The following is a 13,293-nucleotide window of genomic DNA, read 5'->3' on the forward strand; positions in this document are numbered from 1 at the left end:
CGTTAGCAGAACCGGCAACAGCGACGAAGCCTAAAGCAGCTAAGCCTACAAATAATGATTTCTTCAAGCTTGATTTCATTATCTTGTCTCCTCCAATATATAAATTGATTTGTAGTTCACTAGGTATATGTAAACTGCAATTATCATTCTACCCCAAATCGATGAAATGAACAACCGCAATCTCATATTTTTCTCCCTAATCAACTCTACGCATATCATTCTAACCCCTCGTTTGGGGGTTCGCAACTTTTAGCGCCGTAATTTATATGATTGTTATATCTGAAACACTATTGTAATGAAAAGACGGATAAACTTAATTTGTTTATCCGCCTCGCTTGATTCTATTGTAATCTAACGCAATGTTTCATTTGATACATTGTGCACAATAACTAACTTTTAATTATTTACGGGTATCGAATAATGGTTCGATTTCGGTACTCTTGTAATGAGCCGCAAGTGGTGTCTGATAAGGATTAACGCCATCCTTATCGAACATTCCCAAGCCCGCAATCTCCTGCATCTTCTTTTTCACGTCTTCACCGGCTAATTCCCCGCTGGCGTAGCTGATGGACATCGTTTTTGTCTTATCATCTGATGATTTGAAGATTAATTCAAGTGTTCGCATAAAGTGTTTCCTCCTGATTTTTGATAACGTCTGTTGTTAAAAATATGGTTGTTTCGTTGAAAAGTGCTGCGCGTTAATTCTGAAAATTACGCTTGCGGTGCCGCAGCCGGTACCGGTTCTTTGACAGGTTCGTTCACGCTGACGTGATCGGTTGTCGCAACTGTGACGTCCAGCAATTTACCTTCTGTTAAAGCACCCAGAATGTTGCCGAACTTCGCAATTACTTCCGCCGAAGCATCTTTAGCCACATAGCTAAAATTGTGCTTAACACCATTCTTGTGATCCTTCTCAGTAAACGTGTAGCTCGCAGTTGATTTCATCCAGTCTTTTTGCATCGTGTTTTTCTCCTCTTTTTAATTAACTTTGTAAGCTGTTGGCCAACCCTTACATATATTAGTAACGAAATGAAACAGCCAATGTGTCCCACCTTTTTGAAATTTGTTGGATTTCTTTTATAACAGGTCCCCAATTTTGTGAGTCAGCCGTTTGCGCCAGCGATAAACCCGCTTCCGATTTACCCCTAAATAACGAGCAATCTCACTGATATTCATCCCATAATAATAGGCGCACTGTAAATATTTCAGTTCATCCATCGTGCACAACCCTGAAAGTGTCGAAATCAGCACATTTGCTTCAATTTCTGCGACACTTTGATCCATATCTGGCAAATCACTTAACGGATCAGTATCATCAGTTGTTTCGTAATTATGACCGTCCGCAACTGCTTGGCACCTCATATAATCAATCATTGCCCAGTAAACGCCCTGATAGATATATCCCAAAAACGGTTCCGGCTTCTTTTTGGCATTCAACCCCTGAAGATACTTGTTCACAAATGCCAAGCGGGCTTCCTGAACCATGTCATCATATAGCGGATTGCCCTTTACGACGTGCAGTCGTTTTAAGACGCCATAAATCACAACCTCGTGATCGCCATCCAGCAAAAAGTTAAAAGCTTCCGTTCGGTTTCGTTGTTCCTGATAATTCATCTTGAATCTCCTCAATCATCTAATTTGCGTCCAGGGCCCTGATCGCAAAAATAATGATAACCAAGCAACAGTAAAACGACTATGGCGTACTTTTTGAGCTGATTCTACCCGTTAGATCAATGATTTTAGAAATGAAGTAAAACGGTTTATGTAGACTTTTTTAAAACGTTTTAAAATTGTCCAACAACATTTTCCGTGTTGTATTTTTTAAACAACCTTTTGCACAACTCGACTTTGCTTTCAACGTCTGAAAAGCGATAATGTAATTAATCGTTTTTCTACCTATATATAGTGAAATTTATGAAAAGAGCCGATGAAAATGAAAATGGCAACCGAACAAGAAGCGCTCACTTTACTGAATCAACTGAAAATTCATTATCAGCGAGTTGACCACCCCGCAATCTGGACGATGAACGATCCAAACGCACCCAAAGGCCTGCCGGAAGTGAAGAATTTACTGCTGAAACAAAAGAAAAGTAACCAATTCTACCTATATTTAACCGACAATACGAAGGTCAATTTTAAATCTCTGGCTGACCAGCTGGGGATTGCCCACAGCCGACTGACTTTTGCCAGTGAAGCTGAATTGGAGAACTTACTCGGCGTTGTTTCCGGGATGGTTACCCCTTTGGCATTAATGCATGACACAGCCAACCAGGTCCAGGTCTTATTGAATCGCCGGTTGGCCGACCTACCGCTAATTTCAGCTCATCCAAATGTAAATACGGCGACAATTTTGCTGACGTGGGCGGATTTGTTGAAGGTGTTGAGAAAGATGGGGCATCAGCCGATGATGGTGGAATGAATTTAAAGACCCAGAGTATACTTATCATAATAACTGCTTTTAAATCTTCATTAACAAGATCTGCCTTGAGTGGTTTCCTTTGGTTTGCTATACTTTTTGTATCCAAACCAATTCACGGGAGAGTGCTATGAAAAGGTATCTTTTTGAGGTTACATTTTTATTAACAATTATTTTGGGAGTCGTTTTTGTTGCCCAGTCTGATATTAGTGCTAGTCATGCTTATCATATGACGCCGATTTCATTCAGAAGAACGTGGTATCATTACGAAGGGCGTGGTGACTATAGTAAGCTGACTTTTTCTAAGTTTCGAATGTCATATACTGAAAGCATCGAAGGACATACTGTACATTCATCCAACAAAGTCAAAATATATAAGCTATCTAATGGATGGTGGCAAGTATATGGACGTGGCCAAACTGCAGGCGCTGGAAGCAATTATAAAGTGGGCTATTCAACTGCTGCTAATGGTAAAAAACGATTAACCTTGTTCAACTACTATGGCAATCAGAAAAATAAAGTTGGCCACTACTACACTTCAAAAGTGGCACATCATTAATTGAAATAATTTTTAATTAACATCATCTCAAAAATTACCAGTATTTTCATGGATAAATTTGAGTGATCCTATAAGTGTGCATAAAAAGCCCTCTTCACGTATCCATAAATCGATGCGTAAAGAAGGCTTTTTATACAGTTTTAAACCACACGTCTATATTTTACAAGCTACTGATTTGTGATTTTCTTTAAGCCACCCCCATAGATATTCAGATAGCTCAAAGCTTTATCTAATATCACATCGTCGAAGTATATAAAGCAAGCGAAATCAATACGATATATATTGCTCCTAACATGGCACCCAAATAATAGGCTTGGTAATCCTGATTTGCCGCGATCGCCATATCATCGATGATAATTAAAATGGGTACACCCAGCCAAGACACTGTCCAGGTAACATCGAAGAACCACGGTGATGAGGCCGGGTACAATATGTTGCCAATTATGGTAATGATCATCAAACCCATCATGCCAAAATTAGCCCACATCAACCGGTCTTGATACAGCCGCCCTTTCATGTGAAAGCCGGTTGCCAACCACATAAGCAGACCACTGACAACAATCACAGCACCAAGGTCACTCATCGCCATTAATTCAGTTAAGGCTCTTGGCTGCGGCATTTGATCAGTCGTGATATGCCAAGCGATGGACAGCCGGGTATCAATGTGAAATGACAGCACGACTCCGACAACAAATGTCAGCCAGTAGCATGCTTGCAATCTGGTTTGTTGAACGACTTTATGCGACACGCTTTTATTCTCCTTTCCTAAATAACTTATATGGTGCAACATACCGACTCTTGGTAATCAATTTTGCAACCTCCTGAGCTGATTCCGGCTTTTTCTTATGTAGCCAGTGCAGGATAATCGTTAAAATGCTGCTGAAGAAGATCGGCATCGCGTAATCCGCCGGGATGTCCTCAAAGAAGGTTTTATTTTCCAAATCTTCCTCAAGGTTTGAAAACAGAATTTCGGTTAAAGTCAGCTGCAGTTTGTCCGCAAAGCGATGATCCCCGTCTTCGGCCGTTAATTCTTTAAAAAGTTCAAAGTTATCAGCAATTGATTGGGTTAAATCCAAAAAGACCGGATAAACACTTTGCGGATCCGGTGAGACAATCGTCGCTTTAATTGCCGACTGCAGTCGCTCATCTGCGCCTTCTTCGATATGGGTCAAAAGGCGGTCTTCCAAATCTTTAATAAATGCCGGTAAATCAACATAATAAAGGTAAAATGTTGACCGGTTAACACCCGCCGCGTTAACGAGATGGGTAATTGAAATTCGCGTAATCGGCATTTGACCCAGAAGGTCCGAAAAAGCCGCGAATAGTTTAAGTTGCGCTGGGGTTCCTGTTAATTTCACTGGCAACGCCCTCCTTAACTAAACAATTTTAGACTTTTTGTGGCTAACATTTCAACCGCCGGGCACATATAATTGGTTTATCGATTATATGAAAGGAAGTTAAATTAATGAATAATGCAAAAATTGATGTACACACCCATTATCTCCCCGCAGGTTACGTGGCCGCTTTAAAGCAACACATTGCCGGCAATCCGGATGGCTGGCCGACTCCTGAATGGCAGGTTGACGACACCTTGGGTTTCATGAAGCAAAACGGGATTGGCTACTCGGTTTTGTCACTATCGTCACCACATATCAACTTCAATGATAAGGCGGAAACGCTGCGGCTTGCCGAAGAAGCCAACCAACTTGGCGGTGATCTGACAACCAAATATCCCGATCAGCTGGGTTACTTTGCGACGCTGCCATTTCCTTACGAAGCTGAATCGGTTGACGCCATTAAAAAAGCCTTTGATCAATATCACGCATTGGGCGTCACCGTCCCAACCAACAGCCGGGGCGTTTACTTCGGCTCCCCTTCACTTGATAAGGTCTACCAAGAGTTGAACGACCGTCACGCCATCGTGACCATGCATCCCAACGAGCCCAGTTCTCTCCCACAAAATGTCAACTTTGATCTTCCGATTCCTTTGATGGGCTTCTTCATGGACACCACCATGACTTTCATGAACCTGTTGAAATACCGCTTCTTCGAACGCTTCCCCGACATTAAATTAATTGTGCCTCATGCCGGCGCTTTTATGGGAATTTTGACCGACCGGGTCGCTGAATACGTAAAGTCCGCATATGATGCCGACATTTATGCAGTGATGAAACACGTTTATTTCGATACTGCCGGTGCCGTCTTGCCACGGCAACTGCCAACTTTACTAACGCTGGCGGACGAAAATCATATTTTATACGGCAGTGACATCCCCTACACAGCATTAGAAAGCTCGGCTAAGCTGCAACAAAAGATCGCTGATACCGATGCCTTGACTGATTTGCAGAAGCAGAAGATTTTTCATGATAACGCGACTCAGTTGCTTGAAATTAGCCGTTAAGAATCAATAGTCTTAATGGTTTGATTTGCAGGCTACCTACCAGTGGTCGATTATGGTAGATACTGGTAGGTACTGGTAGATAGATTATTTTTAATTTAAAAACAGACACAGACAAAAGGCCCTTCGCTCAATTCGAAATGGGCTTTTTTGCTGTTTTCTCAAAATGGCTTGGTCTGTCTAAAAACCAGATAATAATGCTCGCATAATCGAATAGGCGAACATTAAAGTTATCCTTGGTTTTAGTCATATTGCAAATGTGCTATAATATAGCAAGAAAGTTAATCGCAAGGAGCATCTCAATGTATGAAATTGATTTCTACGAAGATCAACATAGTAACAGTGAACTCCGGAATTTTCTGCAAACACTGAACCAGAGTCATCGCAAAGAAGATTTGGTCCTTTTGAAGAAAATTACTTTCCAGCTTGAATTACTAGCGCAAGTTGGGCCACAATTGCGGGAACCCCAGGCCAAATTTCTAAAAGGCTATCAATATCCCATAATGGAGTTGCGACCAATGCCGGAACGAATTTTTTATGCCCGCTGGCACGATAATCACTTTATCTTACTTTCGCACTATACCAAACGACAGAATAAAACGGATCGGCGTGAAGTGTTGCGCGCGATAAGATTATACGAAGATTGGATTGAAAGGAACGGTCAATAACATGACAACTTGGAATGATTTTAAAAAAGACCTTACTGCAATTTCGTCACAGGATATGGTGACCATTGAAACTTTGTCGCGCCTCGTGGCAATTCGGCTAAAGAAAGGCATCACCCAAAAAGAGTTGGCCGATCAAATTGGAATGTCCCAACCCCAACTTGCCAAACTGGAACGCCTCGACTCCATGCCTTCATTGCGTACTTTGCAACGATATGCCAATGGGTTAGACTTAAAAATTGAATTAAAAGTAGTCCCGGCGTAACATTTATTTTCCGTGGAGGAATGACAATGAAATATATGTATTATGCCTTATTTACGTTTGATGACGAGGGGAAAGTTGAAGTTACTTTTCCCGATCATGGAAATGGCGCAGCAACATTTGGCGGTAACGTTCCCGATGCATTATACATGGCAAAAGATGCGTTAGTGGGCTACTTATTAACCATGGAAGATTACGGAGATAAAATTCCGCAAGCTACCACCGACCCACGTCAGATTAAGCACAACCAAAATCAATTGGTCGTCCCCATTGAGGTTAATACGACCATCGCCCGCGAACGGGAACAAAATCGGAACGTAAAAAAGACGCTTGTTATTCCGCAATATTTGAATGATTTAGGTAATGAACAAAGAATTAATTTTTCCGCCACCTTAACCAACGCGCTCAAAGAACAATTAGGCGTTAAAGACAAATAGTATAGTAGCAATCAGATTGCCCTGCCAAAGCAACTTCTCACAGTATGATTATATTAGACAGAAGACCTAAAAGTAAATTATAAAGATAACGGTAACCAGCGGTCTGTAAGGCACACCATCATTCATCAGTCGAAAAAATTTGACAAATGTTTGAATTATATGCTTTAATATGTTTAAGTTTTTAAACATAAGAACCATCAAAGGAGCCTTCATATGAGCAAACTATCAATGTCGTTATTTAAAGAAAGCATCCCCTACTTCACCATTTTTCAAGACGAAAACCGGCAAAAAATCGTGAACATGCTGTGCGATCAGAAAAAGATGACCGTTAATGAGATTACCACCAAATCTGATCTTTCCCGACCGGCAGTCTCCCATCACCTGAAGCTGATGTTGGACGCTAATGTCCTGGGTGTTGAAAGACGCGGCACGGAACGGCTCTATTATCTGAAGCTCGAAAGAATTATCCAGCTGCTTCGGGAATTGGCTGATTCGCTTGAAGAAAGTTCATCGCTATCTTAAATTTATATAATTCGAGGAATGATTACCATGAAGAAAGCATTAGTTGTTTTAACAAACACACCGGCATACGGTGCTACCAATCATCCGACTGGTTTATGGCTGGGTGAAGCTACAGAATTTGTGTCAGAAATGGCCAAAGCCAACATCCCAGTTGACTATGTCAGTCCCAAGGGTGGCTTTGTTCCTTTAGATCCGCGCAGTATGAAATACGTCACTGCCCCAATCATGTCCGTTTATAAACAACCGGATTTTATCAAGCGGGCATTAACCAGCACGCTCCAGCCCAGCCAAGTTGATCCTAACGACTACCAAGCCATTTACTATGCCGGCGGTCATGGCGTTATGTGGGATTTTCCCAATAACGTCGAGTTGCAGGCTATCGCAGCCAAAATTTATCAAGCTGGCGGCTACATTACTGCCGTTTGTCACGGTGTGGCGGGACTGTTAAACATTCGGGATACCCAAGGGAATTACTTGATTGCCGGCAAAAAGATTACCGGTTTCACAACCGCCGAGGAGATTTTAGCCGGCAAAAAATCATCCGTACCGTTTTTAAATAAAACTGAAGTCGAAAAACGCGGTGGCAACTTTGTCAAGAAACGAGCTTACAAAGAATTTGTCGTTCAAGACGGCCAATTTATTACCGGTCAAAATCCCTTTTCAGCCCAAGCTGTAGCTAAGAAGCTGATTCAAGCAATCGGTAGTTAATTTTTACCACTTTCGTTCAAAGGTTTAAACGTTAAAACAAAAAATATAACAAGGAGGGTCAATAAAATGCAAACTATTTTAGGAAGTAACGGCCCAATCGGCCAAGTGTTGGCTAAAGAACTGGCTCGAAACTACACCCAAGACATTCGCCTGGTCAGCCGGCACCCACGAAAGGTTAATCCAACCGATCAACTGGTATCAGCCGACTTAATGAATTTTGATGCTACCAATCAGGCAGTTGCCGGCAGCGGGATTGTCTACTTTACAGCCGGTCTCCCAAATGATGCCGGCATTTGGGAACACCAATTTCCCGTGATGACGGCTAACGTTATTAAAGCCTGCGAAATCAATCACAGCAAGCTGGTCTTTTTCGATAATAGTTACATGTACGCCAAGAATAACCAAGTCCAAACAGAGTACAGCCCATTTCTTCCCCACGGCAGGAAGTCGCAAGTCCGAGCTAAAATGGCTGAAATGATTATTCAAGAAATTAACTCAGGCAACTTAACGGCTGTTATTTGCCGCGCACCCGAATTTTACGGGCCAAATAAAACTAAAAGTGTTACGAACAGTCTGATCTTTAATAACCTTTTAGCCGGTAAAACCGTCAAAATTCCTTTAAGTGATCACACGCTGCGAACGTTAATCTGGACACCGGATGCCAGCCGGGCTATGGCATTAATCGGAAATACACCAGACGCTTACAACCAGACATGGCATCTGCCAACCGCTAATCGCATCACCTATCAGCAATTAATCCAGCTTTGCCAGAAAATCACCGGCAAAAGGATTAAGAAACTCGTGATGCCGGCATGGGCATTTAAGTTGGCCGGCCTTTTTAACAAAAACGCCCATGAATTACTTGAACTACTGCCCCGTTATGAAGTTGATAATATTTTTTCATCAGCTAAATTTCAAAAAAGGTTCCCGGATTTTCGGGTTACATCATTTGAAGAAGGAATCAGCACAATTGTTAATAAGTAGTTATTAGCGATCAACATCGGTAAGAATCGAAGTTGCGTTTTTGTCGAATAATTTTATTTGATGCAGTATGCATTTAAATTAAAAGCAGGAAACTTTTCAGCAGTGTTTCAGAGTCATCGATCCGTTTGCGGTATCATTTATGGTCAAATGATACCGCAAACTTTTTTTAACTTACAATCACTACGTCTTCAAAATTTTCAACCCCATTTAACAAACCACAAAATCAAAAGCACTGCAAGAATGCCATATCCAATGGCACCTTCAATTCTCTCTTTTCGTGTATTCTGATGCATTGACACGATCATGTGGAAATATTTGCCATCATATCTCATTTAGACACCCCCGCTTCCTTCAATTTCTTTAATTCAGTTACATCTTTTGATTACCGACGTACTCGGTTACAGCCACGACATTAATCTATCATTGTGACGTTGTGAAGAATTTAAATCAGTTGGTCTTTTGACCTTTTACGGTATCAATGCTATATTTGCGGTATCATTTAAGCTTATTTGATACCGAGGGGGCAAAATTTGACACGGCAACAATATAAAACATTCATTAGCAGGTACTCTAAGTGGTTTCAATTCTTAGAACATTATTTGGGACCGGTATTGTCGATAGACCTTGTCACAGGTATTCTGGGATTGGCAATTAAAAGCAATGTTTTACTGGCTATCACTGGCTTATAGCCGGCACCTATGTATTCTTGTATATAACAACTTTCCTAATTGAAACTATTTATTATGCAATTAGGAATCACAAGAGCGCCTAGTGTAGGATTCAAAGAAATACAGCTTTCTTAATAATAAAGTGAGCGGCAACGCTCCTAAAAATAAAAACGAAAGAACTCGCTAATGACAAATACACCCAAAAACAAAAAACACATTCAAGTCCAAGTAGACAAAACGTTATACGATGCTTCGAAACGTGTCTTGAACAATATTGGCATCTCTCAATCGGCTCTTATCAATGCACTGCTAAGAAGGGTAGTTGCTGAGGGACGAGTACCGTTTGACCTTGCTCAAACCAAGAGTGAAAGATTAAACTTTGAACTTGAGCGACAGATTCGTCATTCGAATATTCCTTTAATTAAAAGCCCCAAGAATGTAGATCGCTATCTTCTGGAAAATGGAGATAACCGATACGACGAACACAAGTGACATTAATTTCGCCTTTATTAAATTCATCTTTAAATTCGGGAGAAAAGAGCGGCCCTTATTAATTATGAGAAGTGTCAACAGTCACTGTGGATTGTTTGGACAGTAACTAATAAAAGCACAAGCAATAGTAGTTTTAGTAGAGCGGCAACGCTCCTACAAGCCTAAAAAAGAACCGAGGAACTGGCCAAAGTTAACGACGGTTCTTTTTTTCTGCCTGCATTAACTCTGTCAAAGCGCGGATTAATTCCGCAATTGACAGGTTGTACTTGGCAAGCGCCCTGATCAATGCAGCTCCGCCAAAAAGCAGAACTGCCCAAGACATCAAAGAATAACATCTTTAAAAATTAGGACATTTCCCCTATTGCAATCCAACTTCTTCCTGCCTACAATTGACACCAATTAATAAAAGTATTTTTTACTTTTTTATTCGCCAAATTAAAGTAAAAAATACTTTTATATAATGTCCCAAAATTCTAAAAGGAAGTGCGCTATGCGAAAAGTTATCATTATCGGTGCCGGTTTAGCCGGCTGCTACTTAGCTACCCAATTACAGGATACCTGTGACGTTACCATCGTCACCAAGAAAAGCCCAAAGGACAGCAACTCTATGCTGGCTCAAGGTGGGATTGCCGCTTCTCTTGATCCGGGCGATTCGCCGGCCGAACACGCTGCCGACACCCTGACGGCCGGACAATATCACAATAAACCGGCAGCCGTTAACCAACTGGTTGCCACCGGTCCCAAACTTATTCAGCAGCTCATCAAAGCCGGGATGGCCTTCGATCGGCAAGCCGACGGTCAACTCGACTTCGGTTTGGAAGGCGCCCACAGTCACCACCGGGTTCTTCACGCCAACGGTGATCGCACCGGCGCGGCCCTGACCAGCTTTGTTCAAAGTCAGCTGCACCGGGTTCAGTGGCAATCAAACACCACCGCACTGGCACTCAAAGTCCAAGATGATGTCTGTGTCGGTATCACCGTTCGAAATGAACGGACCGGACAGCTGGAAACTTTAACCGGAGATGCTGTGGTTCTGGCAACCGGCGGTCTTGGCAACCTGTTTCCGTTAACCACCAATAATCAAACCATCACCGGTGACGGAATTGCGATTGCCGCACGAGCCGGAGCCGCCATCTCCGACATGGCTTTCGTACAATTTCACCCGACCCTGTTAACACTTCACGGCCAGTGCTACGGCCTGATTACCGAAGCTATCCGGGGCAGCGGCGCCATCTTAGTCGATGAAAATAATCACCGAATCATGGCCAACGTTGCCAAACGAGACCTGGCACCCCGTGACGTTGTCGCCCGCCACCTAAAAGCCTGGCAGCAGCAGGGTCATCAATTATTCCTCGATATTTCGGCTATTCCCAACTTCACACAACGTTTCCCCGGGGTTACCGAGAACTTGGACAATCACCACGTGCCTTTCCGAACCACAAACCGAATCCCCATTCAACCCGGCGCCCACTTTGTCATGGGTGGCATCACCACCGATTTATCCGCGCAAACCTCAATTCCTCGACTCTTTGCGATCGGCGAAGTCGCCTGCAACGGGGTTCACGGTGCCAATCGCCTCGCCAGCAACTCCCTGTTGGACTGCCTGGTCAGTGCCGAAAAAGCTGCTGAAAAAATTCAGGCACTCCAGCCGCTCACCATTCGGCCAACCGCCACTACCAACAAACCGGCCGTCAAGCCCATCCTGCCGACACTAACCGATCTGCAGGATAAAGCCTGGCAATATCTGGGAGTTGTCCGGACCCGCACCGGGCTACGCACCTTTCTGGATTGGCTGGCTCAATTCAACTATCGCCAGCTGACGCCGGAGCAATTAAGTGACAACGAATTAGCAATCGCCAATCTCTGTCTTTGTGCCAACTTGATTGCCAACGCCGCGCTTGCCGAACCCAAGAGCCTTGGTGCCCATTATATTAAAGAACCGGCCGCTAAAAAACAGGTTGGCTGAAACCGCAAACCGCAACGACTGATTTAGCTGGCAGCCGTTGCCAAATATGCGGCCACTTCAAACTTCAGAGTATGTTTTAACCAATCCCAAATGAAAGGAATAAATTCATGCTGAACTTACAAGAAAAGATTGCCTTCAATGATTACTACAACGAAGCCCCCGCTGATCAGATTGAACGAATTCGTAAAATCAAAACTGATTTTGGCCCCGATCTGATGATGGTTGCCCACCATTACCAAAAAGACGAGGTCGTCGCGTTTGCCGACGCCCGTGGTGATTCCCTCAAGCTTGCTCAAATTGCGGCCGGCAACCATACCGCCAAAAAGATTGTTTTCTGCGGCGTTCATTTTATGGCCGAAACCGCCGACATTTTAACCGCCGACAATCAGGACGTTATTTTACCGGACCCCATGGCCGGCTGTTCGATGGCCGACATGGCCAACCCGTTTCAACTCACCAAAGCCTGGCAGTATTTGACCGCCAAATACGGTGATTCGATTATCCCGGTCACCTACGTCAACTCTTCGGCGGCCATTAAAGCGTTTGTCGGCCAAAAGGGTGGCGTGGTCATTACCTCCAGCAACGCCAAGACAATTATCCAATGGGCCCTCAAGCAGGCCAAACATCTGCTGTTTTTACCGGATCAACACCTTGGCCGCAACATCGCGCTGGACTTGGGCATTAACCCTGATGAAATTGGTTTGTGGCGCGCCCAGCAGGACAAACTTGAAGCCGACCAGCCCGAGAAACTACGAGTAATTCTCTGGGACGCTATTGCTCGGTTCATCAACAATTCAAGCTGCACCATGTTCAAAATCTCCGCCGGCAATACCCGGATATCAAAATTATCGTCCACCCCGAATGTGCCCATGAAGTCACCGCTGCCGCCGATTTTGTCGGTTCCACCTCGGCGTTGATCAACTACGTCAAGCAGGCCCCAGTCGGCACCCGCATCGCCATTGGGACCGACAACAACCTGGTTGGCCGTCTAAAAGCCAATCACCCGACCAAAAAAGTCATGTTTTTAAATCCATTTTCCTGTGCCTGCATTTTAATGAACCGAATCGACCTGCCCCATCTGGCCTGGACAATGGATCAACTGGCCGCCGGAAAATCGGGTCACGTTATCAAAGTTGACAGTCAAACCGCTTACTGGGCGAAACAGGCCCTCGACCGGATGCTGAAACTCAGTCTTTAGAAATGGAGATGGAATAAA

Annotated in this window: 20 protein-coding genes; 13 read left to right on the plus strand and 7 right to left on the minus strand. The window is 43.5% G+C overall.

Translation table 11 applies throughout. The features are described 5' to 3' along the window. Window positions 1-400: 400 nt before the first annotated feature. The 3 genes from JCM14108_RS09135 to JCM14108_RS09145 form a co-directional block, all read right to left on the minus strand. Entirely contained in the window at window positions 401-625 is a 225-nt protein-coding gene (locus JCM14108_RS09135; RefSeq protein WP_035180357.1) for a DUF2922 domain-containing protein, read from the minus strand. Window positions 626-711: 86 nt separating this feature from the next. Continuing rightward, window positions 712-960 (minus strand): DUF1659 domain-containing protein, encoded by a 249-nt coding sequence (locus JCM14108_RS09140; RefSeq protein WP_035180359.1) that lies wholly within the window; start codon window positions 958-960, stop codon window positions 712-714. Between the two features lie 117 nt (window positions 961-1,077). Then, the gene (locus JCM14108_RS09145; RefSeq protein ID WP_035180361.1) at window positions 1,078-1,614 is read right to left on the minus strand and encodes a sigma-70 family RNA polymerase sigma factor; all 537 of its coding nucleotides are present in this window, start codon (window positions 1,612-1,614) and stop codon (window positions 1,078-1,080) included. A gap of 319 nt (window positions 1,615-1,933) precedes the next feature. Here JCM14108_RS09145 and JCM14108_RS09150 point away from each other — a divergent pair, with 319 nt between their 5' ends. Both JCM14108_RS09150 and JCM14108_RS09155 read left to right on the plus strand, forming a co-directional pair. Further along, entirely contained in the window at window positions 1,934-2,419 is a 486-nt protein-coding gene (locus JCM14108_RS09150; protein ID WP_035180362.1) for a YbaK/EbsC family protein, read from the plus strand. A gap of 127 nt (window positions 2,420-2,546) precedes the next feature. Continuing rightward, window positions 2,547-2,975 (plus strand): hypothetical protein, encoded by a 429-nt coding sequence (locus JCM14108_RS09155; protein ID WP_035180364.1) that lies wholly within the window; start codon window positions 2,547-2,549, stop codon window positions 2,973-2,975. A 235-nt stretch (window positions 2,976-3,210) separates the two neighbouring features. Here JCM14108_RS09155 and JCM14108_RS09160 read toward each other — a convergent pair whose 3' ends face one another. Together JCM14108_RS09160 and JCM14108_RS09165 are read right to left on the minus strand one after the other, a co-directional pair. Continuing rightward, window positions 3,211-3,723 carry a hypothetical protein gene (locus JCM14108_RS09160; protein ID WP_035180365.1) on the minus strand — a complete coding sequence of 171 codons (513 nt, stop codon included), beginning with the start codon at window positions 3,721-3,723 and terminating at the stop codon, window positions 3,211-3,213. Window positions 3,724-3,727: 4 nt separating this feature from the next. After that, window positions 3,728-4,333, minus strand: a complete 606-nt coding sequence (locus JCM14108_RS09165; protein WP_035180368.1) for a TetR/AcrR family transcriptional regulator — start codon at window positions 4,331-4,333, stop codon at window positions 3,728-3,730. A gap of 107 nt (window positions 4,334-4,440) precedes the next feature. Between JCM14108_RS09165 and JCM14108_RS09170 the strand changes: the two genes are divergently transcribed. From JCM14108_RS09170 to JCM14108_RS09200, 7 genes are all read left to right on the plus strand, one after another. Continuing rightward, complete coding sequence (locus JCM14108_RS09170) at window positions 4,441-5,376, plus strand: amidohydrolase family protein (RefSeq protein ID WP_035180370.1); 936 nt, start codon at window positions 4,441-4,443, stop codon at window positions 5,374-5,376. A 299-nt stretch (window positions 5,377-5,675) separates the two neighbouring features. Further along, complete coding sequence (locus JCM14108_RS09175) at window positions 5,676-6,041, plus strand: type II toxin-antitoxin system RelE/ParE family toxin (protein ID WP_035180372.1); 366 nt, start codon at window positions 5,676-5,678, stop codon at window positions 6,039-6,041. 1 nt (window position 6,042) lies between these two features. After that, on the plus strand, window positions 6,043-6,303 hold the full coding sequence (locus JCM14108_RS09180) for a helix-turn-helix domain-containing protein (protein WP_035180373.1): 261 nt from the start codon (window positions 6,043-6,045) through the stop codon (window positions 6,301-6,303). Between the two features lie 26 nt (window positions 6,304-6,329). Then, on the plus strand, window positions 6,330-6,737 hold the full coding sequence (locus JCM14108_RS09185; protein WP_035180375.1) for a type II toxin-antitoxin system HicB family antitoxin: 408 nt from the start codon (window positions 6,330-6,332) through the stop codon (window positions 6,735-6,737). 213 nt (window positions 6,738-6,950) lie between these two features. Continuing rightward, complete coding sequence (locus JCM14108_RS09190; protein WP_035180377.1) at window positions 6,951-7,259, plus strand: ArsR/SmtB family transcription factor; 309 nt, start codon at window positions 6,951-6,953, stop codon at window positions 7,257-7,259. Window positions 7,260-7,286: 27 nt separating this feature from the next. Continuing rightward, window positions 7,287-7,967 (plus strand): type 1 glutamine amidotransferase domain-containing protein, encoded by a 681-nt coding sequence (locus JCM14108_RS09195; RefSeq protein WP_035180378.1) that lies wholly within the window; start codon window positions 7,287-7,289, stop codon window positions 7,965-7,967. Between the two features lie 66 nt (window positions 7,968-8,033). After that, window positions 8,034-8,951 (plus strand): NAD-dependent epimerase/dehydratase family protein, encoded by a 918-nt coding sequence (locus JCM14108_RS09200; protein ID WP_035180381.1) that lies wholly within the window; start codon window positions 8,034-8,036, stop codon window positions 8,949-8,951. Between the two features lie 197 nt (window positions 8,952-9,148). Here the strand turns inward: JCM14108_RS09200 and JCM14108_RS15915 are convergent, their stop codons facing one another. Beyond that, window positions 9,149-9,283: a hypothetical protein gene (locus tag JCM14108_RS15915; RefSeq protein ID WP_268872164.1), complete on the minus strand. Its 135-nt coding sequence runs from the start codon at window positions 9,281-9,283 to the stop codon at window positions 9,149-9,151. A 522-nt stretch (window positions 9,284-9,805) separates the two neighbouring features. On the opposite strand from JCM14108_RS15915, the gene JCM14108_RS09205 reads away from it, so the two are divergent. After that, on the plus strand, window positions 9,806-10,111 hold the full coding sequence (locus JCM14108_RS09205) for a type II toxin-antitoxin system RelB/DinJ family antitoxin (RefSeq protein ID WP_035180383.1): 306 nt from the start codon (window positions 9,806-9,808) through the stop codon (window positions 10,109-10,111). Between the two features lie 190 nt (window positions 10,112-10,301). Here JCM14108_RS09205 and JCM14108_RS15920 read toward each other — a convergent pair whose 3' ends face one another. Then, a complete protein-coding gene (locus JCM14108_RS15920; protein ID WP_268872165.1) occupies window positions 10,302-10,433 on the minus strand; it encodes a hypothetical protein in 132 nt (43 codons plus the stop codon). 168 nt (window positions 10,434-10,601) lie between these two features. Here JCM14108_RS15920 and nadB point away from each other — a divergent pair, with 168 nt between their 5' ends. The 3 genes from nadB to nadA (JCM14108_RS15930) all read left to right on the plus strand — a co-directional run bounded on the left by nadB (window position 10,602) and on the right by nadA (JCM14108_RS15930) (window position 13,275). After that, a complete protein-coding gene (gene nadB, locus JCM14108_RS09210) occupies window positions 10,602-12,077 on the plus strand; it encodes an L-aspartate oxidase (RefSeq protein ID WP_051996121.1) in 1,476 nt (491 codons plus the stop codon). Window positions 12,078-12,184: 107 nt separating this feature from the next. Continuing rightward, a complete protein-coding gene (gene nadA / locus JCM14108_RS15925; RefSeq protein ID WP_272944530.1) occupies window positions 12,185-12,994 on the plus strand; it encodes a quinolinate synthase NadA in 810 nt (269 codons plus the stop codon). After that, on the plus strand, window positions 12,877-13,275 hold the full coding sequence (nadA, locus tag JCM14108_RS15930; protein WP_272944531.1) for a quinolinate synthase NadA: 399 nt from the start codon (window positions 12,877-12,879) through the stop codon (window positions 13,273-13,275). Before nadA (JCM14108_RS15925) ends, nadA (JCM14108_RS15930) begins: the two co-directional genes overlap by 118 nt. Window positions 13,276-13,293 lie beyond the last annotated feature (18 nt).

The sequence above is a fragment of the Lentilactobacillus farraginis DSM 18382 = JCM 14108 genome (assembly GCF_000583655.1).
In the GTDB taxonomy this organism is placed as follows: Bacteria; Bacillota; Bacilli; order Lactobacillales; family Lactobacillaceae; genus Lentilactobacillus; species Lentilactobacillus farraginis.

Bases quoted from the DNA above. Each gene is read 5' to 3' on its own strand.
- JCM14108_RS09135 (WP_035180357.1), bottom strand. From the start codon at position 625: ATGCGAACACTTGAATTAATCTTCAAATCATCAGATGATAAGACAAAA.
- JCM14108_RS09140 (WP_035180359.1), bottom strand. From the start codon at position 960: ATGCAAAAAGACTGGATGAAATCAACTGCGAGCTACACGTTTACTGAG.
- JCM14108_RS09145 (WP_035180361.1), bottom strand. From the start codon at position 1,614: ATGAATTATCAGGAACAACGAAACCGAACGGAAGCTTTTAACTTTTTG.
- JCM14108_RS09150 (WP_035180362.1), top strand. From the start codon at position 1,934: ATGAAAATGGCAACCGAACAAGAAGCGCTCACTTTACTGAATCAACTG.
- JCM14108_RS09155 (WP_035180364.1), top strand. From the start codon at position 2,547: ATGAAAAGGTATCTTTTTGAGGTTACATTTTTATTAACAATTATTTTG.
- JCM14108_RS09170 (WP_035180370.1), top strand. From the start codon at position 4,441: ATGAATAATGCAAAAATTGATGTACACACCCATTATCTCCCCGCAGGT.
- JCM14108_RS09175 (WP_035180372.1), top strand. From the start codon at position 5,676: ATGTATGAAATTGATTTCTACGAAGATCAACATAGTAACAGTGAACTC.
- JCM14108_RS09180 (WP_035180373.1), top strand. From the start codon at position 6,043: ATGACAACTTGGAATGATTTTAAAAAAGACCTTACTGCAATTTCGTCA.
- JCM14108_RS09185 (WP_035180375.1), top strand. From the start codon at position 6,330: ATGAAATATATGTATTATGCCTTATTTACGTTTGATGACGAGGGGAAA.
- JCM14108_RS09190 (WP_035180377.1), top strand. From the start codon at position 6,951: ATGAGCAAACTATCAATGTCGTTATTTAAAGAAAGCATCCCCTACTTC.
- JCM14108_RS09195 (WP_035180378.1), top strand. From the start codon at position 7,287: ATGAAGAAAGCATTAGTTGTTTTAACAAACACACCGGCATACGGTGCT.
- JCM14108_RS09200 (WP_035180381.1), top strand. From the start codon at position 8,034: ATGCAAACTATTTTAGGAAGTAACGGCCCAATCGGCCAAGTGTTGGCT.
- JCM14108_RS15915 (WP_268872164.1), bottom strand. From the start codon at position 9,283: ATGAGATATGATGGCAAATATTTCCACATGATCGTGTCAATGCATCAG.
- JCM14108_RS09205 (WP_035180383.1), top strand. From the start codon at position 9,806: ATGACAAATACACCCAAAAACAAAAAACACATTCAAGTCCAAGTAGAC.
- JCM14108_RS15920 (WP_268872165.1), bottom strand. From the start codon at position 10,433: ATGTCTTGGGCAGTTCTGCTTTTTGGCGGAGCTGCATTGATCAGGGCG.
- nadB (WP_051996121.1), top strand. From the start codon at position 10,602: ATGCGAAAAGTTATCATTATCGGTGCCGGTTTAGCCGGCTGCTACTTA.
- nadA (WP_272944530.1), top strand. From the start codon at position 12,185: ATGCTGAACTTACAAGAAAAGATTGCCTTCAATGATTACTACAACGAA.